This is a genomic window from Marinomonas balearica, from assembly GCF_004362145.1.
Classification (GTDB): domain Bacteria; phylum Pseudomonadota; class Gammaproteobacteria; order Pseudomonadales; family Marinomonadaceae; genus Marinomonas; species Marinomonas balearica.
Genome location: NZ_SNXC01000015.1, coordinates 269,509 through 294,645 on the forward strand (window position 1 = coordinate 269,509; position 25,137 = coordinate 294,645).

Genomic DNA, 25,137 nt, shown 5'->3' on the forward strand with positions numbered 1-25,137 from the left:
ATTATTTAGTCAACATTGGTAAATGTAGGCCTTTTTCTTTCGCGCAATCGATCGCGATGTCGTAGCCTGCATCGGCGTGGCGCATAACGCCCGTCGCGGGATCGTTATTCAAAACGCGGGCAATGCGCTCAGCTGCTTCATCTGTACCGTCACATACAATGACCACTCCAGAGTGTTGAGAGAAGCCCATGCCCACTCCGCCACCGTGGTGAAGCGATACCCATGTCGCGCCTGATGCTGTGTTTAGCAACGCATTAAGTAAAGGCCAGTCCGACACTGCATCAGAACCGTCTTTCATGCCTTCGGTTTCTCTGTTCGGGCTGGATACCGAGCCGGAATCCAAATGGTCGCGCCCAATTACGACAGGAGCCGACAACTCTCCAGTGCGCACCATTTCATTAAACGCTAAACCAAGCTTTGCGCGTAACCCAAGTCCAACCCAGCAAATACGAGCTGGCAACCCTTGAAACTGAATACGCTCACGTGCCATTTCTAACCAGTTGTGAAGATGAGTATCGTCTGGAATAAGCTCTTTTACTTTAGCATCTGTTTTGTAAATGTCGTCCGGATCGCCGGAGAGTGCCGCCCAGCGGAACGGTCCAATGCCTCGGCAGAAGAGTGGGCGAATGTACGCTGGGACAAAGCCCGGGAAGTCGAATGCGTTTTCAACCCCTTCTTCCATAGCCATTTGACGAATGTTATTGCCGTAATCGAAGGTTGGAACGCCCATTTGTTGGAAAGCCAGCATGGCTTCTACATGTTTGGCCATGGTTTTTTTCGCAGCGGTCACCGTTGATGCTGGGTCATTCAGGGCGCTTTCTCTGTATTCGTCCCAGCTCATACCGTGTGGAAGGTAGCCATTTAATGGATCATGAGCCGAGGTTTGGTCAGTGACCATATCAGGACGAACGCCGCGTTTAACCAATTCCGGCAATACGTCGGCTGCATTGCCACATAAAGCAATCGAAACGGCTTTGCCTTCACTTGTATAGCGTTTAAGGCGTTCAAGAGCATCGTCTATGCTTGTCGCTTGTTCGTCTACATAGCCTGTTCGTAGACGAAAATCGATACGGCTTTGCTGACATTCTATGTTTAGGGAACATGCGCCTGCCAATGTCGCTGCTAATGGCTGCGCGCCGCCCATACCACCAAGGCCCGCTGTTAAAATCCAACGTCCCGTTAAGCTGCCATCGTAGTGTTGGCGACCTGCTTCAACAAACGTTTCATAGGTACCTTGAACAATGCCTTGGCTGCCGATGTAAATCCAAGAGCCAGCAGTCATCTGACCGTACATTGCTAAGCCTTTTGCGTCTAACTCGTTAAAGTGTTCCCAGTTTGCCCAATGCGGCACTAGGTTCGAGTTAGCAATGAGTACCCGAGGTGCGTTTTCATGCGTTTTGAATACGCCGACAGGTTTGCCGGATTGAACTAAAAGCGTTTCGTCTGTTTCGAGTTCTTTAAGGCTATCAACGATTTTATCGTAGCATTCCCAGTCGCGAGCCGCGCGACCGATCCCACCGTAAACGACTAACTCTTCTGGGTTTTCCGCAACGTCAGGATCTAGGTTGTTCATTAGCATGCGAAGTGGCGCTTCAGTTAACCAGCTTTTTGTATTGAGTTCTGTGCCGCGAGGCGCTCGAACTTCACCTTTACGATAACGATTTTGAGTCATGATGGGACTACCTCTAAACTTAAATATATAAACATGTATATACAACTTAATTTAAACATAATGGGATTTTTCAAATCGTGCAAGCACTTTTTGAGTTCCGATGTGTGTTTCGTTTTATATGTGTTAGAGGTCTTGTGTCTTGTTCTGGGTTAATTCTTTCATATAAGAGGGTGCGATTTACCCTAGTTAGAAAAATGTCCAAAGAGCTGAAATCGACTGCCGGGATGCAATAATCGAGCGGTCGTAACGATTTGGTCTGATGACCAAGTACGGCGTTTAATTTGCAAACAGGGCTCGGTGGCCTCTATTTTCAGAAGCTCGCATTCTTCTTGAGTGGGTACTACAGCCTCGACGAGATGTTCGCCTTCTGTCATAGGAGCAGCCTTCATAAGATAGACATACGGTGTTTGTTTTGTGTAATCCTGACTTCCATACTCTGGGGCTAAGTGAGCATTCACTACGCGCTCTTCTAATTGAATGGGTAGGTCGTTTTCAAAGTGTAGGATTACGGAGCAAAATATCTCTTGAGTGGTTCGTATACCTAGGTTTACAGCCTCTTCCATAGTGGCTTTACGACGTTCAAGAAGGAGTTGTTCAGCGCGGTAAGTTCCACCTCTTGAAGCCACTTCTTCAGAAATATTATGCACTTCAAATAAGGCTGAGTGCGCTTTTTGCGGAGCAACAAATGTGCCTAATCCTTGTTGACGCGTTAGGATCCCTTCCGCCGTCAACTCTCTTAGTGCGCGATTGACGGTCATTCGGCTGACGCCAATTGCTGCCACCATTTCAGCTTCGGAAGGCACTCTTTGATTTGCTTGCCACTCTCCTGAAGCAATTTTATGTGCAATGGCTTGTTTTAGGCGTGCGTAAATGGGTTGAGGCGTATCTGGAATATGAGCAAATAAATCATTTAGTAACGGGTTGATGGTTTTAGACACGCTGTATCCTTGTAAGCCGTTTTCAGGGGAGAGCAAATTATACCCTTTACACTTTTATTTAAAAAGTTTAACTTGTATATACAAATAAGGTTTGATTCAGGATAAATCCATGACACAGTTTTTTGCAAAAAGAGCGTATGTTTCAGTATGCAATACTCATGCTGTTTATCAATGGAAAAATGATGTTGTTTTCACGGTAGAGCAGGGGCAGATTTCGGCAATTGAGACGGATGCAGAGAGAACCAGTGAGATGCAGGTTTTGGATGGCCCGGTATTGCCTACTGTTTCTAATGTGCACTCCCATGCTTTTCAGCGCCTGATGGCGGGAATGGCTGAAGTTGCACTGAATCCAGAAGACAGTTTTTGGAGTTGGCGCGATGTCATGTATAAAACGGTTTCGAGTTTATTACCTGAAGAAATGGAAGTTATCGCCAGTAAACTTTACATCGAGCTGCTAAAAGGCGGTTTTACGCAGGTGGGTGAGTTTCATTACGTTCATAACCAGCCTGACGGCAATGCTTATCCAGAAAGTACATGTTTAGGCGATGCCATTCTTAGAGCGGGAGATCGAACTAAGATGGGCGTGACATTGTTGCCAGCGCTATATCAATATGCTGGCTTTGGTGAGCAGCCACCCAATGATGGTCAAGTGCGTTTTACTCAATCGACAAATGACTATATTGAGCAATATCGTGCCTACCAGCAGCGCATACACAAATCAGACAGACATCATTTAGGAATATGCTTTCACTCTTTGCGAGCGACTAATTTTAACGAGATGAAGCAAGTGCTTGACTCTCTAGAGTGTGGACAGCCAATTCATATCCACATTGCTGAACAAACTAAAGAAGTTGAAGACTGTTTAACCTACTCGGAACATCGCCCTGTCGAATGGTTGTTGTCCGAGTTTGACCTCAACGCTCAGTGGTGTTTGATTCACGCGACGCACCTTAACCACAGTGAAGTGGAAGGTATCGCGAAAAGCGGAGCCAGTGTGGGAATATGTACGACAACGGAAGCGAACCTAGGAGACGGTTTCTTTCCCGCAATTGAATACGAAGCGGCGGGTGGTGTGTGGGGAGTCGGGTCTGACAGCCATGTTAGTACTTCATTGCAAGAGGAGTTGCGTTGGTTGGAATACGGACAACGCCTACAACATCAAAAACGTAATCGATTGTATGGAGAGAGGCAGCCCTATATTGCGGATCATTTGTTTGCTATGTCGAAGCGAGGTGGCGATCAAGCGTGTGGAGTGCAGACTGGCCTTTCGATAGGGGCTAGAGCGGACTTCATGGTGTGGTCGACAGCGGAGCCATTTGTAAGTGCAAGTCAGTCTAAGGACTTGTTGAATCGCTGGCTGTTTGGGCTTAGCTCAAATGTTATTAAAGATGTCTATGTTGCTGGAGAATGTGTCATCGATAATTACCAGCATGAGCTTGATGGCCGTATAAATGACGCATTCAACGAGATTGTTGCTAAGCGTTTTGGGTAAATTTCTTTCATGGTGTCGCTAGCATTTAAAAACCTTCCTGCATTAATATTGTATCTTTACGGCATGAAGACGAGAACAAAGTTCTAGTTAGAAAATAAGGAAGGCTATGCGAGAGTCATTAAGGGAAAAAGTGATACAAGTATGTGAGAAGAAAATCGCACAAAAAGGAGAGGCAGTAGGCGTGTCATTTTATGCATTCTTTGCGAATAAGAATGACGACCCTGAGTTGTTAATGGAAGCGGCGACTTGGTGGATTCAGACTCATAAGTTGGACCACTTCGAAAAGGCGAAAAAAATTCCAGCGCTTGTGGGCGAAAGGGAGCAACCGTAGATGATTACTTGTTATGTAAAGTATATCGTTGATCCATATAAACTGGACGAGTTTGAAACCTATGCAAAACTGTGGATACCGCTTGTGAATAAATTTGGCGGTCATCACAGTGGCTATTTTCTTCCGTCTGAAGGTGCAAGCAACATCGCTTTGGCGCTGTTTAGCTTCCCAAGCCTCGCGGAGTACGAACGATACCGTACGGACTCAATGCAAGATGCGCAGTGCATTGCCGCATTTGAATACGCTGAAAATACAAAATGTATTATCAGCTATGAGCGCAGCTTCTTCAGGCCAGTTTTTGAGTAATGAACTCAATCCAATTTTTTGAGTTTGTTTGTTGAGTTTTCAATCAGCTCATCGGTTAGTTTTACAGTAGCAATCACCTGACTGTAATCATCTGGGTCTCGTTGTATGTTAAAGCCTAAGCGTTTACAAAACTCGATCATGTGAACGTTTTCTAAGAGCACGATACCTTTCATAATGCGTAAGCCTTTATCGTTAGCAATGATAAAGAGCTTTCTCATTAGGTAGGAAGCGAGGCCAAGTCCTTGAAAATCATCGCCGATTACAACGGCAAATTCACAACTCTTATCGTCAAAGTTATCAATGTATCGGGCGGCACCGATTAGCTCGCTGTCGTTATTTTGCTCTATTACTGCTAGGAGAGCCATCTCGCGGTCATAATCAATGTGAGTCATGTTGGCTAACATTTTAGGCGTGAGTTCTGATATGTTGGCAATAAACCGGAAGTAGCGACTTTCGTGCGATAGGTTTTTAACGAACTCGGCCATCATCCATGCATCTCGGGGTAAGACTGGGCGTACTGTCGTTGTCAGTATTTCATTTAGTTTTATCTTTGAAATCCACTGTCGAGGATAAGGTTGAATGGCAAGATGCTCGTAGCGACGTAAGTTAGGCCGCGATGAGATCGAAGCACTGGATTTAGTGCTAATACTGCCATCTTTATGAATGTACACGTCCATTAGATGCAGTTCTAATATTTCGGGCAACTCGCATACCATGCTGGAGAGGTTACGCAGTAAGGCTTCCAGCTCAAAGCATTCTGTATTGGGTAAAGCGCGGTTAATTAGATCTTTCGCCAGTATGGTATTTAAAGGCGGTAAACCGACGGCTTCAACGTATTTGGAAGATTGATGGCTACCGCCAAAAGACAGCGCGATAGCAGGTCCAAAGGTTGTGTCTTGAAACACTCGTAAACTAATAGGTGAATTCAGCAGGCCAGACTGCGGGCCCGTTTCGACCATTATGTGGAATAAAGAAAATATAGGCTCTAAATCTAGATGATTTAGTTCCGAAATACCTTGATCTAGTTTGCCCTGTAATTGTTTACGGGCTTGATTAACATCAATCTGAAAACGGAATGCATGGCTGTCAGGAGATTGTTTTGCGAGCTGTTGGTTGCGCTGGAATAACTCCAAAAACTGATAACCTTCAATAGCGGTTTCTGGCGTTCTAAACGTCGGAATACCCGCCTCATTAATACGAGTGCGAAGATCTACAATGCCTCCGCCACCCATCAGACAGACCATGACTAGCTTACGTTGTTTTTTGTGTAATTGAACGACCTGTTCCTGTAACGACTGTAAATCGATTAGTGCGGTTGGACTCAGCATTAGTAGTACCGCACCACACTGATTATCAGTAAGTGCAGTAGTCGCTAGGTTTATGAAAAGATCTGTTGGGCAACTTGCCCAAACGGTGGTGACTGAACCCACGCTGCCTCGACTGTCCATCACGCTTTCAAGTTGCGCCTGCAATTTTTGAGATGGAGCAAGCAAATTAATATTCAGCTCGTTTGCTTTTTGAGCTGCGAGCTCACCAGGGCCAGCCCCGTTGCCTATGATCATCAATGCACCTTCCTGTATTCGTCGAGCATTGGTCATTACTGACGCCGCTGCGACTAAATCGTTGAGGCGGCGGCCTCGAACGGCACCTGTTCTGCTAAGTGCGGCATCAAGTACTCTGTCATCAGCGCCTAAAGAGTGTTCTGTCACGATTGCTACGGGCTTTGAGCGACTGGTTGAGCGCAGACTGCTGAGAAACCGTGTTGGATTCCCTATGTTTTGGACATACATAAGGATGGATTGAGTCTGAAAATCATTTGAGAGGTAATCCATAACCTGATGCGGCATTACATCGATGGGTGTTCCCGTCGCCACTACGTGAGAAAAGCCGATACCCTGCCACGCCGCCCAATCGACTATGGCACTGGCGATGGTTCCTGATTGAGATAACAGCGCGAGACGACCCGCAATGGGATTCGTTAGACCCAGCCATGCGTTTAAACCTTTCGACGGTGAACAAATGCCGAAACTGTTGGGCCCTAAGAGGCGCATATTGTATTGTCGCAGTAAAGCTTGAAGGTGCTCTGGTGAATCAGGAATCCAAGTTAACACCAATAGCGTGCTGATGCCGGCTTCATGGCATTGTTTGATAATGGTTTCTATTGATTTATCTTGTCGACCACACAGAACAGCTAATGTGTCTGAGGGCATCGGAAGCGTCTGCTGTATTAGCAATGATTCTAGCGAGTCGGTATGTGAATATTGGCTTAGGTGATCCTCATGAGGACGACAGCCGACTAACATAATGGATTTGAATACTTTCAGGGTATAGGTAGACGGTCCACATAAATTAGACAGTAAGGCAAGCATCAGAGGGTCGTTTGGGTCGTTTCCCGTTAATACAACGACAGAACGAGGATGGAATAATGTATGCAGAACATGTTGAGTCATAAGGTGCGTTGCTGTCCGTCTAAGTTATACGTTGAGACCTTTGCACGACGACTGCGCGCTCCTATACAGTGTTAAAAAGAGCCTCAAAATGCTCATTTATAGCGCATAAACTCCGCTTTTTCGTCTATTTTTGCCTTGTCTTGGCTTTGCTCGTGACTTCGTGCAAAGACCTCATATTGGAATATTATGCAACGAAAACCTCTCATACACTTAATGTCAGTGAATAGACTTTAGTAGAATAGGACACCATCAAGCAAATGTGTTTTGATAAACCACAAGAGTAACGTTTAAAAAACAACAAAGTAGCTTAGAGGCGTGCCATGACCACGGCTTATCTGTCCCATTATTATTGTGAAAAACACAAAATAAATTCTGAACACCCAGAATCTCCCTTTCGTTTAGGTGCAATACAGGATCGCCTAATTGCGGGTCAATTATTTGATTACTTGATGCTGGTGGATGCGACAGAGGTAAAGCGTGAGCATCTCTACAATACGCATTGTCGTGATTACGTTGATAGTATTTTCAACAGTTCCCCTCTAGAAGGTTTTATAGAGCTTGATGCTGAAACTGTTATGACACCGCACTCTCTTAAAGCGGCATTGTATGCGGCTGGGGCAGTGGTGCAAGCGGTGGATTTGGTTATGAGCAAAGAAGTGGAGAACGCATTTTGTGCTGTGCGCCCACCTGGGCATCATGCTGAATACGATAAAAGTATGGGCTTTTGTTTCTTTAATAACATTGCGGTTGGTGCTCAATATGCGATTAAAAATTATGGGCTTGAACGTGTTGCGATCGTGGATTTCGATGTTCATCATGGAAATGGAACAGAAGACATTTTTGAGGGGAATCATAAGGTGTTTTTCGCGTCGAGTTATCAGCATCCGTTGTATCCATACACTGATCCTGGAGACTCTCATGATAATGTCCTACATATTCCGTTAGAGGCGGGTACAAATGGAGAAGCTTTTCGCGCTGCGATGAACGCTCAATTATTTCCCGTGTTGGATCGTTTTCGACCGGAGCTTATTATGATTTCAGCGGGGTTTGATGCGCATAAAGAAGAGCCAATGGGGCAATTACGATTAAATGCCAGTGACTATGCTTGGATCACCGATAAATTGGTGGCATTGGCTGATGTACATTGTGATGGAAAAATCGTTTCCGTGCTTGAAGGAGGGTATCATCTAGATGCGCTGGGTAGAGCGGCATTTAACCATATTCGTAGCCTAATGAAGCTCTGTTTAGATTGATTCAATTTGGTTGCTTTTGGTTATCGAGTCAAGCTCTTTGGTTTCGAAATATAGATTGAGTTCATCAATTTATATGTTTACTCAAAACGATGGTAATTTCCTAGATGCTCCCCGCCTTTTCTACGACTAAAATTCTGGCTTCGCCAATGGGAGTGGCAATATGCTCTGTACCAATGGAAGCAAAGAATAAATCGCCGAGATTAAGATAAACTTTATACTTTTCATTTCCCTCCTTATATTGCATCTCCACTTTACCATCTAATACAACAAATACTTCTTCTCCATCATTGATGTGCCACTTATAGGGTTCATTAGTCCAATGAAGTCGGGTCGAGATGCCGTTCATGTGAGCGAATCAAGTGCTTCCCATGCTTTGTCAGCTTTGAAATCCTTTGAGCGAATGAGTTTCATGTTATGTTCTTTCCTTTGTCAGATTGTCAGATTGTCAGATTGTCAGTGGATCTCAAAAGTAACGTCTTGGGATATCGATGACAAATTTACGGACGGCAAAGGGTCAATTTGCAACATGAACCGACCACCCTCCATGTTAATCAGTCAAATTGTAATAAAATAAGCGTGTACGTATAAATAATTGCGCAAAGTAGCAATAAAACTAAGGCAATAGAGTTGAGCTGAGGAGGTTGCTTTTTATGAAGTGCTTTTACTAAAGAGAAAGCCCCATGGCTGCTTAACAAAGGCAAGCTTGTATACATTATCAAAATTCCAGAAATAAAAGCGGCATTTCCCCAAAAGTCGCCTAAATGCTGCATCCCATACCAACATGTATTCCACACTGCGCCGAATAAAGTCAGCACAGCTAATTTTTGCTGATAATCAGCAAGTCGCGCTTGCATTGGATTTTTGACAGACATAACTAAAATTAGAATCATGCAAACGGTTACAACGATACCCATCTATATTCTCCTGAAAACGTGTGCTCAAGCGTGGTCTTTAGCTCTTTGACGGGCTGAGGTCTGTATTTATTACACTAGTCAGTGAAGAAGTTTTGGGGAGGATGTGCTTATCTGAAAGGGTGGACGACAAAACCTGTCTGCTACCTACCAAATAGTTCAATAGGCGTAATAGTGTTCTTACGCCTATTGAACTTTCGAGAATACAGGAAAAAATTAATCTTTTGTATTGATTGCCTGGTAAGCCAAGTGCCCGAACATGCTAAAAATGATAACAACAAATAATCCAGCGACAAAAATTAAAATATTGCGTTTACTAACAAGCTCTACGTTATTTACTTGTGGCTCATCGATGTATCGGAAGAGATCATTCACAACACCATATTGACTGCTGTCTATTTTATCAATGATACGTTGAGCAATTGTCGCGTAATCTGCCATAGATTTTTGTATATCATTTAGTGATGGCGCTTGTGTTAATTCTATATTTTGTAAATACACATCATTTGGTTGTTTGTAGTTAGATTCTAGGAATACCTTCTCTATTTCTTCAGCATAGCGTAGTCGGTTTGATATTCGTTGAGAAACTTGTGCAAAAGAGCCAAGTTTTGCGAATGCTGTTGGAAACTTTTCCTGTATTTCGTTGATGTATTCGTTTTTCAGAGTCTCATCAACTTTGTCTTTTTGTGCCTCCGTAAATAAGCTTAAATACTCTCTCAATTCGTTTATTTGTTTTTCAATAACGATTGCTTGTTGTTCTAGGTGAATAGTGTTTTTGTTTAGATCTTGGCGATATTCCATATCGCCACCTTTCTCACTCATTGCGATAATCTTATCCAAAAACGCATCGCCCAGTTGAGGGATAAGAGTAGTTGTTTGTCCCAATGAACTATTGCTTGTTCCACTGTTTTGAGGTACCGAGGATTGGCCTGCTCCACCTGAAATATAGCGACTTTCAGCCGTTTGGATTGCTAGCACTTGTTGGTTCAGGGCATCGCGATCTCGTTCAAGTTCTCTAATTCTAAAGTTGTAGTAAAGAGGGACGCGAGATGTGTTTTTGCTGATTCCCAGTTCAAGCAATGGAGCTCTTAATTGCTGAAGGTCATATGTTTCCATATCGGCAATCAAACGACTTAGGTCTTGAAGCGTTAATCCTGATTTAGGGTCTGTCGCAAGAGACGCGAAAGGTTCGCCTTCAAGAGTTGAAAGATTATTTCTTATCAGTTGGATTCGTTGTGATAGCACGTCAACAGCGACAAGGTAATCAAGATTTTGGACTAGAGATATATCAAACAGTCTTGGAGAGAAAAGGCCTTTATTTAAACTGAGAGGTCCTTCATGGTCATAAGTCCAAGGCGAAGGTGCTTGAACCAGTTGCTGCTCCAAGTTTTCTAAAAGTATTTGTAGGTCGTTGACGGTGAGGTTGGTTTTTTCATCTCTGGCCGTAGTCGCGCTAGAAAGTGTCGCAATTTCAGATAGGTCCAGCTTAAGTTTTTGAAAGTAGTTCCACAGGGTGGTCAGCTGTTGAAGAGGTGATTGACTCTCAGAGAGAACAGTATTAATCACATTTGGTGAAAGCAATGAAATTTCGTGCTTCGTTACTCCACGTACAAAGATGGCTTGTTGTGCCCAGAGTTTTGGGATTTTATTAACGACTTCTACTGCTTGAGCTTGTGTTAGGTAGTTGTTGCTATTACTGAAATCAATTCTTGCAGACGCAACTAACGCATTTTTAAGTTCTTTGGCCATGTTGTTGCGAGCATCAGACTTATCTTCATCTGACCGGTTTTTATCGTTAATAACTGCACTATATTTTTGAATAATGAATTCACGCTCAGGCGAGTAAGGGTATATCTTTAACTCGCTTGCCAATTCATTTAGTGTTATTCCTGTTTGAACTAGGTTGAGTTCATCGTAGGCTGCGTTAATTATGCTGGGTGCTAATATGTCTTCCAATCTAAAAGTATCACCATTAGGGTACTTTCCTTCTTCAATACCCTTGAACGTAAAACCGATTAATTGCGAGTAAGAAGGTATGCTTATAGCTGCCTTTATTGCCAAAACTGCGCTAAAAAGAGCGATAAAAAAGATAGAAAAAAGTAATACGCTAAACCGAGTGCTCCAAATGCGCTTTAGTAATTTTGTTAAATCAATTTCATCGGAGTGATGGCTGTCTTGGTTGAAAACTGCTTTATCCATTAATCGTGCTCGCCTGTTAATAACGTGTAGGATTTAAATGATGCTGTTTCCCTAGCATAAAGGATATTTGTGATAGTTCAATATAAGTAAGTATTTTTCGTATAAAGAAACAAATATCTCTGTATTTTTTGGGTTCTTGTCATTTTTTTAATGACAAGTGAAATTGCTGTGTTGTGACGTAACTTATAATCTATGAATAATTAATATATTTGTTAGGACTCTATGGACTCCGATTTTATGGCTCAAGATATTGTTGTATTAGCGGCTGGCAAAGGCAGTCGCATGAAATCAAATGCTCCAAAGGTGCTTCACAAAGTTGCTGGTAAGCCTATGATTCATCATGTGCTTAATTTAGCTTCTCGCTTATCTGATTCGAAGTTGCACCTTGTTGTAGGTCATCACGGAGAATTGGTCGAAAAATCTTGTCAAGGTTTTAATGCCAATATTGTGTGGCAGGATAACCCTCAAGGTACGGGTGATGCATTACGCCGATCATCTGATTCATTGTCTGAGCGCGGATCAACATTAACTCTGTATGGAGATGTTCCGCTTATTCAACAAGCAACATTAGCTAGAATGGTTGCTTTGTCTTCATCCAATGTCGTGGTTTTGTTAACTATTGAGCTAGATGATCCTTCAGGATATGGACGTATTGTTAGGGATGATTCTGGAAAGGTTACGGCAATTGTTGAACAAAAAGATGCAAACGATGAACAGCTTAATATTAGTGAAGTTAATACAGGAATACTGTTGGCCCCTAATGCTCATCTAAAGCGTTGGTTAAGCAAGCTTACCAACAATAACGCTCAAAATGAATATTACCTCACTGATATTATTGAAATGGCGGCAAATGAAGGTGTTGAAATAGTGACAGCCCACCCTGAGTTTGATTGGGAGGTGTCAGGAGTAAATGATCGTGTACAGCTTGCAACGCTTGAGAGAGTTTGGCAGCGGTTTCAAGCTGAAACAGTTATGAAAAATGGCGCGACGTTAATGGATCCGGCTCGAATTGACATCCGAGGTGAGTTAACTACAGATCAAGATTGTGTGATTGATATCAATTGTGTTTTCGAAGGTGATGTGAATTTAGGTAAAGGTGTTCATGTCGGCCCTAATTGCATACTTAAAAACTGTTCTATTGCAGATGGTGTTGTTTTAAAAGCTAATACTATGATTGAAGATTCTGTTGTAGGTGAGTACTGCGAGATAGGTCCATTTGCTCGTCTTCGACCTGGAACCAATTTAGCTAAAAAGGCAAAAATCGGAAATTTTGTCGAAACGAAAAAGGCTGTGATTGGAGAAGGGAGTAAGGTCAATCATTTAAGTTATATTGGCGATGCTCACCTTGGATCTGCTGTGAACGTGGGTGCAGGTACAATTACCTGCAATTACGACGGCGTCAATAAATTTGAAACTCTGATCGGGGATCACGTCTTTGTAGGCTCAAATACTTCTTTTGTTGCCCCAGTTGAAGTGCAAAGTGGAGCTACGGTTGCTGCGGGCTCAACGATTACAAAATCCGTTTCGAAAGATCAGTTAGCATTTGGTCGAGCAAAACAAATGAATATAGATGGTTGGGCGCGCCCGACGAAAAAGGAAAAGTAACATGTGTGGAATTGTTGGCGCGATTGCGCAGCGCAATGTGGCAAAAATTTTATTAGAAGGCCTGTCTCGCCTTGAATATCGTGGTTACGATTCATCAGGTGTTGCCATTAACAATGAGGTCGGAGTGCGAGCGCACCGTGCTGTCGGTAAAGTGCAGGCATTAAAAGATAAGTTTGAAGCGACCCCACTTGATGGGAAAATAGGCATTGCACACACGCGATGGGCAACACACGGTAAGCCAACTGAAAATAACGCTCATCCTCATTTTTCAGGTGATGACCTTGCAATCGTTCACAATGGAATTATTGAAAATCACGATAAGCTGCGTAATCAACTAAAGACGCAGGGCTATGTTTTTAAATCTGAGACAGATACCGAAGTCATTGTACATTTGATACATCAAGAATTACAAAGTGAACCTGATTTTCTTCAAGCTGTGAAAAATGCTTTGAAATATCTGGAAGGCGCATTCGCCATTGCTGTTACGTTGAATGATCAGAATCATCGGCTTGTCGCCGCGCGTAAGGGAAGCCCACTCGTAGTTGGTATCGGTATTGAAGAAAACTTTGTTGCTTCGGATCAACTTGCTCTTTTGCATGTAACAGATCAATTCGTCTTTTTAGAAGAAGGTGATGTAGTGGAAGTGACTCGTGACGGTGTTACCATTTTTGATTCTCAAGATGTGATTCAAGAGCGTCCGGTTCACGTTTTCAATCACAACGTCGATGCGACTGATAAAGGTGAATTTCGTCATTACATGATGAAAGAAATCTACGAGCAGCCAAAAGTGATCGCTGCGTGCTTAGAAGGGCGTATCAGTGAGAATAAGGTTCTGACTGATTGTTTCGGGGCGGATTCAAGTTTTCTGAAAAATGTCGAGAATGTCCATATCGTAGCGTGTGGGACAAGCTATCATGCAGGAATGGTGGCAAAATATTGGATCGAGGATTTAGCTAACCTGCCTTGTACAGTAGAAGTTGCGAGTGAATATCGCTACCGCAAAGTGGCAGTGCCTAAAAATACGCTCTTCTTGACTTTGTCTCAGTCGGGCGAGACCGCCGATACGCTCGCAGCGCTGCGTAAGGCGAAAGAGTTAGATTACTTGACTTCATTAGCGATATGTAACGTCCCTTCTTCAACGTTAGTACGTGAATCAGCGTTAACGCTTCTTACCAATGCCGGAGCTGAAATCGGTGTTGCGTCTACTAAAGCCTTTACTACTCAGCTGACTGCTCTACTAATAACCGCGATTGCTATTGCGAGTGAGAAGGGTGCTTTGTCAGCTATTAAAGAAGCTGAGTTGGTTAATTCTATGCACTCTTTGCCAGCTCACATCGATGAAGCTTTAAAGCAAGATGTTGCAATTAAAAAGGTATCAGAGAGATTTGCGAATAAGCACAACGCCTTGTTCCTTGGACGTGGGCCGATGTTCCCAATTGCGCTAGAGGGGGCATTAAAGTTGAAAGAAATTTCTTATATTCATGCAGAGGCTTATCCAGCCGGAGAACTTAAACATGGGCCTTTAGCTTTAGTTGATGAGGATATGCCGATTATTTCGATAGTGCCTCACAATAGCATGCTTGATAAGTTGAAGTCTAATCTACAAGAAGTTGCGGCACGTGGCGGTGAATTGTATGTGTTTGCGGACAAAGATGCAGAGCTTCAAAATGCAGAGGGCGTGATATTTACTGAAGTGCTAAAGGTAGATGAAATTTTAGAGCCAATTGTCCATGTTGTTCCCTTACAGCTGTTGTCTTATCATGTTGCAGTTGTTAAAGGGACTGATGTAGATCAGCCAAGGAATTTAGCAAAGTCGGTGACAGTGGAATGAACCTAAACAGCGCTACACATTTGCTATAGAGTTTAAGCTTTAGGGTGTTAGTTTGGTGCTCGATCAAGTCCATAGCTTTACTGTGACTTGGAGGAAACGTGTCGCAATGTTGGGTCGAGCTCTACGAGTTTACTAATTTATTGTAACAATCACCCGCGCTGTCTACTACAGCTCTTCCATTCACACCTATTAGCTATTTAGGAGCCTACCTCCAAACAAAATAGACGTGTGTTCTAACTAAGTGTTTTGATGTTAACCTGCATAACTCTTATTATGATTAACGATCTTACATCGGAAAATCTGCTATTTATTGATTGGGGTTTGGGAGGGCTGCCGTATTCAGTTTACACAAATGATAGTCTGCATTATTATTGCTTATCTTGTGAACGCTCGCTTTGTTAAGGATCTTGCATATGACCCTTTTAGTGGTATCTCGAATTTTCTATTTCGAATTTTTTGTTCGCTCTATTGCTACGCTTGCTAATTATGTTGCCTTGTTACCTGTTCGTACCTTATTTGACATTTATAATCCCAATCAAAGTGATTCCAATATTTTAAGGCTCGACGCTATAATAGAAGATTATCGCTACAAAATCCTAAAGGTCCTGAGTCAGGTCCGCACATCTGCCAGCGTGAGCTCGCTCGCCGTTTCAACATCAGCCTGGGCAAAACCAGTTTCCACCTCGAAGCTCTGATTAGCGCCGAAAAGCTTCAAAAAACAACAAAAAAGGGTACTTATACCTGTTTACCCTGAGTAGTATTGAAGAAAAATCGGCACTGACAAAACGGTTTTTAGAACGAAAGATTAGAGAAAATGAAGAGCTGACGGCCGAGATAGCTAAATTAAGTATCGAAGCATCAGAACAAAGACGGTTGTAGAGAATTTCTCAACGTAACTAATACAAGATTGGTAGTTTAAAATGAGAACAGTTGCATTTATCCCCGCAAGAGGTGGGTCAAAAGGAATACCTGGCAAGAACATCAAAGACATTGCAGGAAAGCCTTTAATAGTATGGAGTATTGAGCGAGCTAAAAACTCCAAGTTGGTCGATAAGGTAATTGTTTCAACGGATAGCGAAGAGATTGCAAAAATTGCCAAAGAAAATGGTGCGGAGGTTCCCTTTTTAAGGCCGGAAGATATTTCAGGAGACACAGCGACTACCGAGAGCGCAATGTTGCATTATTGTGACTGGTTAGAAAAAAATAACGAGCTATATGATAATCTTCTTTTAGTTCAGGTAACATCACCTATTCGAGCTGAAACAAGATTTGATGATGCGATTAACTATTTTAAAAATAATCAACTTGATAGTTTGCTTTCTGTTTGCCCTTCCCACCGTTTTTTTTGGCGTGATTTAGAAAATCCTGTTGCATCATATGATTTTAAAAATAGACCGAGAAGACAGGATTTAAAACAGAGTGAAATACCTTATATGGAAACCGGGTCATTCTATATAACGAAAATAGAAAAGTTAAGAAAACATAAAAATCGACTATGTGGGAAAGTGGGCATGTTTGTAACACCAGAAGAAGAATCATATGAAATTGATTCTCTAGTTGATTTTAAATTCTGTGAAAGCATGTTAACGAATTCTATAGGAACTAAATAATGCTGATAGTAAAAGACATTCAGAAGTTTATGGTTTTTTCTGAAGATTCATTAGGCGATGTATTAAAGAAAATTAACGAAAACAAAGCACGTGTAGTGTTTGTTGTTACGGAGCATACAGTACTTTTAGGTAGCATTTCCGATGGAGATGTTAGGCGTTGGATGACTCAGAGTGAAACTATCAGTCTAGATGTTCCTGCTAAAGAAGTAATGAATGAGTCTTGTAAAACTTTCTTGCTAGGAGAAGACAAAAAGAATCTTGGAGCTTACTTTAAAGATGGAGTCGAATGTGTCCCTGTAGTCGATAGTTCTAATCATCTTGTACAACTGCTTTTTCAGAAAAATGATGGTTTTTTCATTGGGGAGCATGAAGTATCAGAAAGCTCGCGTTCTTTTATTATCGCTGAAATTGGCAACAACCATCAGGGTGACATTAATTTAGCAAAGCAACTAGTTGATCATGCAGTAGAGGCTGGAGTGGATTGTGCTAAGTTTCAGATGAGAAATGTAAAGCAGCTTTATGCGAATCAAGGTGACAGTGATGATGATTCTGCTGACTTAGGCGCTCAGTACACTATGGATCTTTTATCCCGCTTCCAATTGAGCAATGAGGAACTTTGCGAAGTCTTTGACTACTGTAAAGAAAAAGGCGTCATGCCATTATGTACTCCTTGGGATAAAGACTCTCTTGATGCTCTAGAAGAGTACGGAATGCCTGCTTATAAGGTCGCTTCAGCAGACTTCACCAACTTTGAACTCTTGGAAGCAATAACAAAAACAGGTAAGCCATTTCTGTGTTCAACAGGGATGTCTAGCGAGTCAGAAATAAAAAGTACAGTTACTTTTCTCGATAATTTAGGTGCAGATTATATTTTACTGCACTGTAACTCAACTTACCCAACGCCATTTAAAGATGTAAATCTTAAATACATGACACGTCTTAAGAAAATCACTGGAAAGCTAGTAGGTTATTCTGGACATGAACGTGGAACTTGTATTCCTGTTGCCGCAGTGGCCTTGGGAGCAACTGTAATCGAAAAGCACCTTACTACAGACAAAAGTTTAGAGGGAACTGACCATAAAGTTTCATTGTTGCCTGACGAACTGAAATCAATGGTGGAGCAGATTCGTAGTCTGGAGGAAAGCTTAGGGTCAGATTTAGCTCCTAGAGAAATAACTCAAGGTGAGCTTTTAAATAGAGAAAATCTTGCCAAAAGTTTATTTGCTGCTTGTGAAATTAAAAAAGGTGAAAAAATAACTAGATCAAAAATAATGGTCAAAGCTCCAGGGCAAGGCTTACAACCTAATCGAATTGATGATTTAGTTGGTAAGATCGCTCACAGAGATATCGAACTTGATACATGTTTTTTTGACTCAGATATAAATGGAGTTGTAGAGAAGAAACCGGAATATAATTTTAGTAGACCTTTTGGAGTTCCTGTTCGCTATCATGACTTAAGGAAAATTGTAGCAGATACAAATTTAGATTTTGTAGAATTCCATCTTTCATATAAAGACTTAGATGTAGATCTGTCAAAGTATTTTTCAGGTGAAGAAAGAATCGGGTTTGCTGTTCATAGTCCAGAACTCTTTTCTGGTGATCACATATTAGACCTATGTTCAGAAGACGAAGCATATAGAGAGCATTCAATTGCTGAGCTGAAACGAGTCGTTGAGATAACTCGAGATCTTAAAAAGTTCTTCCCAAAAACAGCGTGTCCAGTAATTGTTGTGAATGCTGGCGGATGGGACAGTAAAGGTTTTACTGATCAATCATTGAAAGAACTTAAGTACCAAAAAATATCTGATGCTTTAAAACAGATTGATTTAATTGGTGTTCAAATTGCAATTCAAACAATGCCTCCGTTTCCATGGCACTTTGGTGGACAGTCATACCATAACCTATTTGTAGATGCGGATGAGATAGTAGACTTCTGTACTAGTAATCCAGATATAAAAATATGTTTAGATGTTTCACATTCAATGATGTCCTGTAATTATTACGGTTGGGATCTTATTGAATTTGTTCGCAAGGTTTCTCCTTATAATGTCCACATGCATATCGTAGATGCAAAAGGTGTTGATGGTGAGGGAGTCGAAATTGGAGAAGGCGATGTGGATTTTGAGGCATTGTCAAATCTATTAAACTCTTTAAACCCTGGCACTCAGTTTATTCCTGAAGTATGGCAGGGACATAAGAACGGAGGCGAGGGGTTTTGGGTTGCGCTCGAATTTCTTCAAGAGGTGATGAATGAAGACTCTAGTACTTTATAATAATTCTTATAGTAGAGACTTGAGTCTAGATTATCTTAAATCTAATGTCATGGAAGGTGAAGATTTAGTAGTAAATATTGGTATGACACCTCATGTAGATAGTCCGTATTGTAGTATCTACAAAAAAGGGGTTTTGAGTAGAGTTTCTTTAATAAAGAAGTTGAAGCGAATATCTGATCAATTCGATGTTTTAATTGTGCCAAATAGAAATAGCATTGTCTCGAATGTTTTAATTAGTGCTTTTAAAGAGAAGACTGTTATTCAAGTGACTGAAGGAACACTAAATTATCACCAGAGACCTGAAGAGTCACTCTATAAAGAGTGGTTTAAGAAAATACTATTACTATTTTATTTTGAGAAATACTATCGTGTGCAAGGAGATCCACTAGATCATATTGCTAGTAAAGATGGCGGTATTATTTGTAGGTCTGAGGTTGGTTTAGTTACTAATAATAAAAATATAATTAAGGTTAATAATTTAAAGGTCGAAAATAAAAAGAAGAATAATTTTCTTTATATTGTCGGTCAACATATCATTGAGAAGTCAAGTGATTTTGTGGGTTTGTCAAATATAAAATGCTGGATGGAAAGAAATAGTCTGTGTTTTGATGAGATCTTTTATATAAAGCATCCAAGATCTAAATTCGATGTGGAATATAGATATCTTACAGAGGGGATTGATTGTAAAGTTATAGACAACAAAACTAGTGCCTATGATATATGTACTCAAGTTCCACCATCACATGTTATTGCTCTTGGTGGATCTACTTTATTTCTTGAGTTATCCGATTTTATAGATATAAAGCGAACCGCCTTGGGTATAGATTTTTTGATCTCTAAAGGATTTTCTCAATACAGGCAGCTTAGGGATTTCCACGAAAATATTGGAGTAAATATCTATGAATGATTTCTTTAATGAAATGCAAGAATCTAGCTATTTTATGGAGGTTGATGGGGTTGATGAAAAAACTTCTCACAGCCTTCGTAAAAGGTTACGAAAGCATCTTCTTAATTCAGGTGTAAGCATTGATGGAGGAGCATTACAGCCTGACTTATTTTCTTATGTAGAAAATGTATATGAAGCATTTTCTTCTTCTAAAGTTTTAAAAGAATTGCTAAAAGATCATGATGTTATTTTCTGTCGACATGCAGATGCTCATTTAAACAAGGGAACTGGCTGGCATAAGGATCGTCCGGAAGATCGTTTTTTTAACGAAGATTATAATATTTATAAAATAGGAATATATTTGCAAGATCACACTTTAAAAAAATATAAGGATCGGGCTTTAAGTATTTTAAGTGGTTCTCATAAATATAAGGAATTGTTCTCTGAAAGCTGTAATGTGAAAGTAATTAACCCAAAAGCTCAAGATATATTATTCTTCGATTTAAGAGCTACTCATAAAGGAGAGGAGCTTAGTAAAGTTGAGAAGGTGATGAATAAATTTGGGGTGTTAAGTTGGTTGGATTATATATACGGCAGAGGTCTAAGAAAAAAAGAGGAGAAGTTAGCCGTGTTCTTTTCAGTTTGTATCTTTAAAAAAGGAGATAAAAAATTTAAATTTTTAAAAGATCATATGGCTGAGGTTAGTGAGCGTCAAAATAAACAGAATAAGTCGGAAGGAAGTGATTCAGTCTTAGAGAAGAATATAAAAGGTCTTAAGGAAATTGGATTTAAATTTTATGAATAAGAAAGTCTACCTCGTAAATGACACCTCTGATGACTTGAATTGGGGCTGTAATGCAACAAGCTTGGCGTTAAAAGAAATTCTAAGAGATAAAGGTCACATTGTTGTTGGTGAGCCTTTACTCAAGAAAGCTAGTGGCGCAGAAACTGGTGGTTTTAAAAAATATATAAAAAAAATTGCGCATTATATATCCTCTAGGAGTAAGTTTTTAAATGGTCTTGTATTTTCTCTCATAAAGGCATATAAAAAGAATAAACATGATTATATACCTTATAGCGTGGAAGAATTATTTGCAAATGAAGGGATTCCTAGCGAGTTAAAGGAGGAAGAGCATTTTATTTCTGACAGTGATGTAGTTCTAATTAATGGAGAAGGCAGTATTTATGATTCTCAAAGAAAAGGCTTTTTTCTACTTACATTAGCTCACTATTCAAAAAGTATAATGGGTAAGCCTACTTTTATGGTGAATCATACATGCTCCTTGACTGATAGGAGTATGAGGAATTTTGTGGATAAAATATATCCAAAATTGGACGGTGTCCTTTTTAGAGAAGAAGTTAGTCAGAATGAATATAAAGCTTTAAATCAGGCTGATACTTTTGAAGTTGTTCCAGATGCCGCGTATTATTATTTTAGGAAAGTAAAAATAAAGTCGCAGTACCTTGATTCAAAAAAAATAAAAAAAATATGCCTTGGTGGTTCATCCTTTTTCGGCAGAATTGATCGGTATTATAAAGATCCAGTCGCTTCCTATATTGATCTTATAAAAAAGCTTAGAGGAAAAGGATATAGTATTGTTTTTGCTTGTGCCGATGAAGTGGATGAGGCTATATATCTAAGAATAAAGGAAGCTATTCGTGATTTAGATTCTATTCCTCTACAAACACCTACGAATGATATTCTTGATTCTTTATCTGGTTGTGATCTACATATTAGCGGAAGGTGGCATCCTGCTATATTAGCTGCTTGTGTTAATGTTCCTACCATTTCATTAAGTGCGAATACTTTCAAAACAAAAGCATTTCAAAAACAAGTGGGATTAAATATTCCTATTATAGATGCTTCTAATTTTTCTGCTGAGTTGATTATTTCAGAAATAGAATCACTAAATATTGATTTAGAAGTTTTTCAAGAATCAGTTTCTAAACTCAGTAAATTGTCGGTTCGAAATATAAGTGTATTGGATGAAATTCTACAATAACTTTATTAGATTTTTTTTATATGCAGGAGCGTCCTCTGGAAATAGGGGGCTGCACCTTGTTGTTGGGTTGATTCTTCCTCTATTTTATAATGATGATGATTTAATAAAAACTTGGTACCTATACCTATCTCTTGGTCCTCTCTTCTATTATATTTTTGATGTGGGATTTAGTCGTATAGCATTTAGGGAGGCTTTCTCCAAAGATTTGTCAGAAGCTAATTTATGTTTTCATTTTTGGGCGTGTTTAGCTGTTACAATTCTTGTTATATTGTTTGGAGTTGTTTTTGGAGGCGGTGTTATAATATTTGCCTTGATATATGGTCTACTTGAGAGTATTGCTAATAGCTTTTACAATTATTATCGAGGTATTGGAAAAGAAAAATTATCTTTTCTAATTAAGTATTCCCAGTCTATTTCTTGTTTTGTTTTTTTTATGGCTTTGTTTTTATATGAACAGCCTGAGTATATTTACATATTTTCATTATTGTCTTATCTCTTGACTTTTTTTATTATTTTATTTGTTTGTGATTTTAGGTTTTCGATAAATTATGGTTTAAATAGATACAGATTTTCAGTTTTTTTAAATGATTCGGTATGGTGGGCCCGTTCAACGAGTATTCCTCTAATAATTGGGGTTTTGTTCTCAGATAAAATAGTAATAGAACTAAGTCATACGTTAGTTCTTCTTCAGTCATTATTCGTAATAAACTCCGCATTAGATGGTGTTTTCTCAAGAGAACTATATAGCAGATATAGATCTAACGTTAGTGCGGTTCCAATTTTAATTTTCTGGGCTTTTGCGTTGTTTATTGTAATGTTCTGTTGTGTAGTTATAGGGTTGTTTGTTTTTGAGATGGATTTTTTATATGTTTTTCTTTGCTCTTTATATTGCTACCTTGTATCTATATCTTTGATTTTATCTAAAAAGTTATTTTTTTATAGAGAGACTGGGAAGGTGTTTTTTTCATCATTCATTGGGGTTATTTTAATTTTTATAATTTCTTTGTATGGGGTTTTATATAAAATTGAGGTTTGGTCTTTCTTGGTTGGCTTGATTGTTTCTTCGTCTTTTAGTGTGTTCTTTATTATTTTTTTTAGGGGTAGGAGGTGAACTATTTTTTCGTTTCCTGCTCTTTTTTGTTCACTTTTTTAGTGTTACTTATTTGTTGGTTCTTATTAGATAAAAGAGTCAGGTTTTTTTACACAATAATAATGTATTCTTTATTGAGTAAGCTAGCTTCAATATTCTACTTGTCAAATATTGAAGTGTTTATGATTGAACCTGGAGAAATGTCTAGTATTGATTTTTCATATGTCTATGTTTCTTTATTTCTTGTTGTGTTCTTCTTTTTTTCGGGTGGGTTGACTAGATTTTTTATTCCTTTTTTCGAAAGGAATAATTTTAATGGTTTGTTATATGAGAAGAAATTCTTTTTGTTTTTCCTGGTTTTTTCAATATTTTTTTACGTTTTAAATATTTTGTATTCTGCTGGCTCGATACCTGTAGATAGGTTTTATTTTTGGAAGATGGATTCATTTGTTCCAGAAGAATATATGGTTTTTGGGGTGCTAATGATATATTTTCCTGCCCTAGTTTCAGTTTTGTTTAATAGGAAGTCTACAGTATTTTTTTATATGTCGTTGTATTTTTTTTACTTGTATATTTCTGGTCAAAAGTTTCATGGGTTTTTAGTTCCGTTCGCACTTTTCATTGCAGTTTTTAAAGTTCATTGTTGTTTTAATAGGAAAGAAAAAATATTTTTTTTACTGGCTTCGGTGTTAGTTGTTTTAATTGCAGCATACGACGTTTCCAAAAGAGGGATTGCAAAAGGCTTTGAAGGTTTTTTAGACCCGATATTATATAGGTTTTTTGCCCTACAGGGCGCAGCTTTTAAAAGTTTATATCAAGAGTGCTTTAATGGCATAGAGTGCTCTGGGTTAAATTTTATGTCTTCAATGTCAGATGTTGTTATTGCTGTCTTGAATAAAGGTGGAGTTGATGCATATTTAGAAAAAGGTGTTAATCTATCGGTAGGCATTTTTCACTTGCCTTTTACAGATGGTTTTTTGGGTGTGATCTCTGTAGTTTTCTTTGCAATTATCAGTTCTGCTTTTTTAAGTTATTTTTATGTTTCAGTTAGTCGGCGATCGTTGCTAGATATATTTTTTTGTTCATATGGATTCATATGGATGATTTCAATTGCTGCGCAAGGCTCAATCGCTTACTCTCTAAAAAAATTATTGATGTTATTTGTTATTCTCTTAGGTCTATTTTTTGTTAGAAAAATTTCAAGTAGGTGTTAACTATGAATTTTTTAATAACTGGCGGTGCCGGTTTTATTGGTAGCGCTGTAGTGCGCCATTTACTTTCATATACAGGTCATAGTGTTGTTAACCTTGATAAATTAACTTACGCGGGGAATCTCGACTCTATCCCTGACCACTTAAAGTCTGATCGCTATAGCTTTGAGCAGGTTGATATCTGCGATAGTGCCGAGCTAGATCGCGTGTTCGCTACTCATCAGCCTGACGTAGTGATGCATTTGGCGGCGGAAAGTCATGTGGATCGTTCTATTGATGGTCCTGGTGACTTCATCCAAACAAATATTGTCGGAACTTACATCCTGTTGGAGGCTGCTCGTAAATATTGGGTGACATTAGAGAGCGAAAAGAAATCTGTTTTCCGCTTTCATCACATTTCTACCGATGAAGTATATGGTGATCTTCCTCATCCTGACGAGGTTTATGGCGATTTGCCGTTATTCACAGAGACGACTTCATATGCTCCAAGTTCCCCTTATTCAGCCTCTAAAGCAAGCTCAGATCATTTGGTGCGTGCTTGGTTACGTACTTATGGCTTCCCAACAGTAGTGACCAACTGTTCTAACAATTATGGCCCATATCATTTCCCTGAGAAGTTAATTCCCCATATGATTTTGAATGCACTAGCAGGTAAGTCGCTACCTGTTTATGGAGATGGCTCTCAGATTCGTGATTGGCTATATGTTGAAGATCATGCTCGCGCCCTAGTAAAAGTAGCTACTGAAGGTAAGGTTGGCGAAACTTATAATATTGGCGGCCACAATGAGAAGCGCAATATCGACGTGGTTAAGACATTGTGCGGACTGCTAGAAGAGTTTGTGCCTAACAAACCCGAAGGTGTTGAGCTGTATGCCGATCTGATTACCTATGTAATAGATCGTCCAGGCCACGATGTACGTTATGCTATTGACTCAACTAAGATTGCCGATGAACTCGGTTGGACGCCAGAAGAAACTTTTGAGTCAGGGATGCGTAAAACAGTACAATGGTATTTGGAAAACGAAGTTTGGTGGGAACGCGTTGTCAGTGGTTCATATAAACGAGAGCTTTAGATG

The 25,137-nt window shown here is 39.9% G+C and carries 21 protein-coding genes; 15 read left to right on the forward strand and 6 right to left on the reverse strand.

Going from position 1 to position 25,137, the window contains the following annotated elements; translation table 11 throughout:
• Nucleotide 1: 1 nt before the first annotated feature.
• Together hutU and hutC are read right to left on the reverse strand one after the other, a co-directional pair.
• Nucleotides 2-1,672, reverse strand: a complete 1,671-nt coding sequence (gene hutU / locus DFP79_RS16465; protein WP_133505031.1) for a urocanate hydratase — start codon at nt 1,670-1,672, stop codon at nt 2-4.
• 182 nt (nt 1,673-1,854) lie between these two features.
• Nucleotides 1,855-2,610 (reverse strand): histidine utilization repressor, encoded by a 756-nt coding sequence (gene hutC / locus DFP79_RS16470; protein ID WP_133505032.1) that lies wholly within the window; start codon nt 2,608-2,610, stop codon nt 1,855-1,857.
• A 109-nt stretch (nt 2,611-2,719) separates the two neighbouring features.
• Between hutC and hutF the strand changes: the two genes are divergently transcribed.
• The 3 genes from hutF to DFP79_RS16485 all read left to right on the forward strand — a co-directional run bounded on the left by hutF (nt 2,720) and on the right by DFP79_RS16485 (nt 4,739).
• Nucleotides 2,720-4,102, forward strand: a complete 1,383-nt coding sequence (gene hutF, locus DFP79_RS16475) for a formimidoylglutamate deiminase (protein WP_133505033.1) — start codon at nt 2,720-2,722, stop codon at nt 4,100-4,102.
• Nucleotides 4,103-4,208: 106 nt separating this feature from the next.
• Nucleotides 4,209-4,433 (forward strand): DUF6500 family protein, encoded by a 225-nt coding sequence (locus DFP79_RS16480; protein WP_133505034.1) that lies wholly within the window; start codon nt 4,209-4,211, stop codon nt 4,431-4,433.
• Entirely contained in the window at nt 4,434-4,739 is a 306-nt protein-coding gene (locus tag DFP79_RS16485) for an NIPSNAP family protein (protein ID WP_133505035.1), read from the forward strand.
• A 5-nt stretch (nt 4,740-4,744) separates the two neighbouring features.
• Here DFP79_RS16485 and DFP79_RS16490 read toward each other — a convergent pair whose 3' ends face one another.
• Nucleotides 4,745-7,189, reverse strand: a complete 2,445-nt coding sequence (locus tag DFP79_RS16490) for a bifunctional acetate--CoA ligase family protein/GNAT family N-acetyltransferase (RefSeq protein ID WP_133505036.1) — start codon at nt 7,187-7,189, stop codon at nt 4,745-4,747.
• A 320-nt stretch (nt 7,190-7,509) separates the two neighbouring features.
• Between DFP79_RS16490 and DFP79_RS16495 the strand changes: the two genes are divergently transcribed.
• Nucleotides 7,510-8,442, forward strand: a complete 933-nt coding sequence (locus DFP79_RS16495; protein ID WP_133505037.1) for a histone deacetylase family protein — start codon at nt 7,510-7,512, stop codon at nt 8,440-8,442.
• Nucleotides 8,443-8,542: 100 nt separating this feature from the next.
• Here DFP79_RS16495 and DFP79_RS16500 read toward each other — a convergent pair whose 3' ends face one another.
• The 3 genes from DFP79_RS16500 to DFP79_RS16510 form a co-directional block, all read right to left on the reverse strand.
• A complete protein-coding gene (locus DFP79_RS16500; RefSeq protein ID WP_341777658.1) occupies nt 8,543-8,788 on the reverse strand; it encodes a cupin domain-containing protein in 246 nt (81 codons plus the stop codon).
• Between the two features lie 205 nt (nt 8,789-8,993).
• Nucleotides 8,994-9,356, reverse strand: coding sequence for a hypothetical protein (locus tag DFP79_RS16505; protein WP_133505038.1), 363 nt, complete (start codon nt 9,354-9,356; stop codon nt 8,994-8,996).
• Between the two features lie 213 nt (nt 9,357-9,569).
• A complete protein-coding gene (locus tag DFP79_RS16510) occupies nt 9,570-11,552 on the reverse strand; it encodes a hypothetical protein (protein ID WP_133505039.1) in 1,983 nt (660 codons plus the stop codon).
• A gap of 237 nt (nt 11,553-11,789) precedes the next feature.
• Between DFP79_RS16510 and glmU the strand changes: the two genes are divergently transcribed.
• The 11 genes from glmU to rfbB all read left to right on the forward strand — a co-directional run bounded on the left by glmU (nt 11,790) and on the right by rfbB (nt 25,134).
• Entirely contained in the window at nt 11,790-13,157 is a 1,368-nt protein-coding gene (gene glmU / locus DFP79_RS16515; protein WP_133505040.1) for a bifunctional UDP-N-acetylglucosamine diphosphorylase/glucosamine-1-phosphate N-acetyltransferase GlmU, read from the forward strand.
• 1 nt (nt 13,158) lies between these two features.
• A complete protein-coding gene (gene glmS, locus DFP79_RS16520; RefSeq protein ID WP_133505041.1) occupies nt 13,159-14,988 on the forward strand; it encodes a glutamine--fructose-6-phosphate transaminase (isomerizing) in 1,830 nt (609 codons plus the stop codon).
• 655 nt (nt 14,989-15,643) lie between these two features.
• Nucleotides 15,644-15,742, forward strand: coding sequence for a hypothetical protein (locus tag DFP79_RS18110; protein ID WP_243730304.1), 99 nt, complete (start codon nt 15,644-15,646; stop codon nt 15,740-15,742).
• 166 nt (nt 15,743-15,908) lie between these two features.
• The gene (locus DFP79_RS16530; protein WP_133505042.1) at nt 15,909-16,598 is read left to right on the forward strand and encodes an acylneuraminate cytidylyltransferase family protein; all 690 of its coding nucleotides are present in this window, start codon (nt 15,909-15,911) and stop codon (nt 16,596-16,598) included.
• Nucleotides 16,598-18,871 (forward strand): N-acetylneuraminate synthase family protein, encoded by a 2,274-nt coding sequence (locus tag DFP79_RS16535; RefSeq protein WP_133505043.1) that lies wholly within the window; start codon nt 16,598-16,600, stop codon nt 18,869-18,871. Before DFP79_RS16530 ends, DFP79_RS16535 begins: the two co-directional genes overlap by 1 nt.
• Nucleotides 18,849-19,778: a hypothetical protein gene (locus tag DFP79_RS16540; RefSeq protein WP_133505044.1), complete on the forward strand. Its 930-nt coding sequence runs from the start codon at nt 18,849-18,851 to the stop codon at nt 19,776-19,778. Before DFP79_RS16535 ends, DFP79_RS16540 begins: the two co-directional genes overlap by 23 nt.
• Nucleotides 19,771-20,562: a hypothetical protein gene (locus tag DFP79_RS16545; protein ID WP_133505045.1), complete on the forward strand. Its 792-nt coding sequence runs from the start codon at nt 19,771-19,773 to the stop codon at nt 20,560-20,562. Before DFP79_RS16540 ends, DFP79_RS16545 begins: the two co-directional genes overlap by 8 nt.
• A complete protein-coding gene (locus tag DFP79_RS16550; protein WP_133505046.1) occupies nt 20,555-21,760 on the forward strand; it encodes a polysaccharide pyruvyl transferase family protein in 1,206 nt (401 codons plus the stop codon). Before DFP79_RS16545 ends, DFP79_RS16550 begins: the two co-directional genes overlap by 8 nt.
• Nucleotides 21,744-22,871 (forward strand): hypothetical protein, encoded by a 1,128-nt coding sequence (locus tag DFP79_RS16555; RefSeq protein ID WP_133505047.1) that lies wholly within the window; start codon nt 21,744-21,746, stop codon nt 22,869-22,871. The genes DFP79_RS16550 and DFP79_RS16555 overlap by 17 nt, the downstream gene beginning before the upstream one ends.
• Before the next feature lie 161 nt (nt 22,872-23,032).
• Complete coding sequence (locus DFP79_RS16560; RefSeq protein ID WP_133505048.1) at nt 23,033-24,064, forward strand: hypothetical protein; 1,032 nt, start codon at nt 23,033-23,035, stop codon at nt 24,062-24,064.
• A 2-nt stretch (nt 24,065-24,066) separates the two neighbouring features.
• The gene (rfbB, locus tag DFP79_RS16565; protein WP_133505049.1) at nt 24,067-25,134 is read left to right on the forward strand and encodes a dTDP-glucose 4,6-dehydratase; all 1,068 of its coding nucleotides are present in this window, start codon (nt 24,067-24,069) and stop codon (nt 25,132-25,134) included.
• Nucleotides 25,135-25,137 lie beyond the last annotated feature (3 nt).

Excerpts from the sequence above, each read along its gene's own strand:
- rfbB (WP_133505049.1), top strand. The coding sequence starts at position 24,067 with ATGAATTTTTTAATAACTGGCGGTGCCGGTTTTATTGGTAGCGCTGTA.
- DFP79_RS16535 (WP_133505043.1), top strand. The coding sequence starts at position 16,598 with ATGCTGATAGTAAAAGACATTCAGAAGTTTATGGTTTTTTCTGAAGAT.
- hutU (WP_133505031.1), bottom strand. The coding sequence starts at position 1,672 with ATGACTCAAAATCGTTATCGTAAAGGTGAAGTTCGAGCGCCTCGCGGC.
- glmS (WP_133505041.1), top strand. The coding sequence starts at position 13,159 with ATGTGTGGAATTGTTGGCGCGATTGCGCAGCGCAATGTGGCAAAAATT.
- DFP79_RS16480 (WP_133505034.1), top strand. The coding sequence starts at position 4,209 with ATGCGAGAGTCATTAAGGGAAAAAGTGATACAAGTATGTGAGAAGAAA.
- DFP79_RS16540 (WP_133505044.1), top strand. The coding sequence starts at position 18,849 with ATGAAGACTCTAGTACTTTATAATAATTCTTATAGTAGAGACTTGAGT.
- DFP79_RS16555 (WP_133505047.1), top strand. The coding sequence starts at position 21,744 with ATGAAATTCTACAATAACTTTATTAGATTTTTTTTATATGCAGGAGCG.
- DFP79_RS16485 (WP_133505035.1), top strand. The coding sequence starts at position 4,434 with ATGATTACTTGTTATGTAAAGTATATCGTTGATCCATATAAACTGGAC.
- DFP79_RS16500 (WP_341777658.1), bottom strand. The coding sequence starts at position 8,788 with ATGAACGGCATCTCGACCCGACTTCATTGGACTAATGAACCCTATAAG.
- DFP79_RS16505 (WP_133505038.1), bottom strand. The coding sequence starts at position 9,356 with ATGGGTATCGTTGTAACCGTTTGCATGATTCTAATTTTAGTTATGTCT.
- DFP79_RS16490 (WP_133505036.1), bottom strand. The coding sequence starts at position 7,189 with ATGACTCAACATGTTCTGCATACATTATTCCATCCTCGTTCTGTCGTT.
- DFP79_RS16510 (WP_133505039.1), bottom strand. The coding sequence starts at position 11,552 with ATGGATAAAGCAGTTTTCAACCAAGACAGCCATCACTCCGATGAAATT.
- DFP79_RS16545 (WP_133505045.1), top strand. The coding sequence starts at position 19,771 with ATGAATGATTTCTTTAATGAAATGCAAGAATCTAGCTATTTTATGGAG.
- glmU (WP_133505040.1), top strand. The coding sequence starts at position 11,790 with ATGGCTCAAGATATTGTTGTATTAGCGGCTGGCAAAGGCAGTCGCATG.
- DFP79_RS16530 (WP_133505042.1), top strand. The coding sequence starts at position 15,909 with ATGAGAACAGTTGCATTTATCCCCGCAAGAGGTGGGTCAAAAGGAATA.
- DFP79_RS16560 (WP_133505048.1), top strand. The coding sequence starts at position 23,033 with ATGATTGAACCTGGAGAAATGTCTAGTATTGATTTTTCATATGTCTAT.
- DFP79_RS16550 (WP_133505046.1), top strand. The coding sequence starts at position 20,555 with ATGAATAAGAAAGTCTACCTCGTAAATGACACCTCTGATGACTTGAAT.
- hutF (WP_133505033.1), top strand. The coding sequence starts at position 2,720 with ATGACACAGTTTTTTGCAAAAAGAGCGTATGTTTCAGTATGCAATACT.
- DFP79_RS16495 (WP_133505037.1), top strand. The coding sequence starts at position 7,510 with ATGACCACGGCTTATCTGTCCCATTATTATTGTGAAAAACACAAAATA.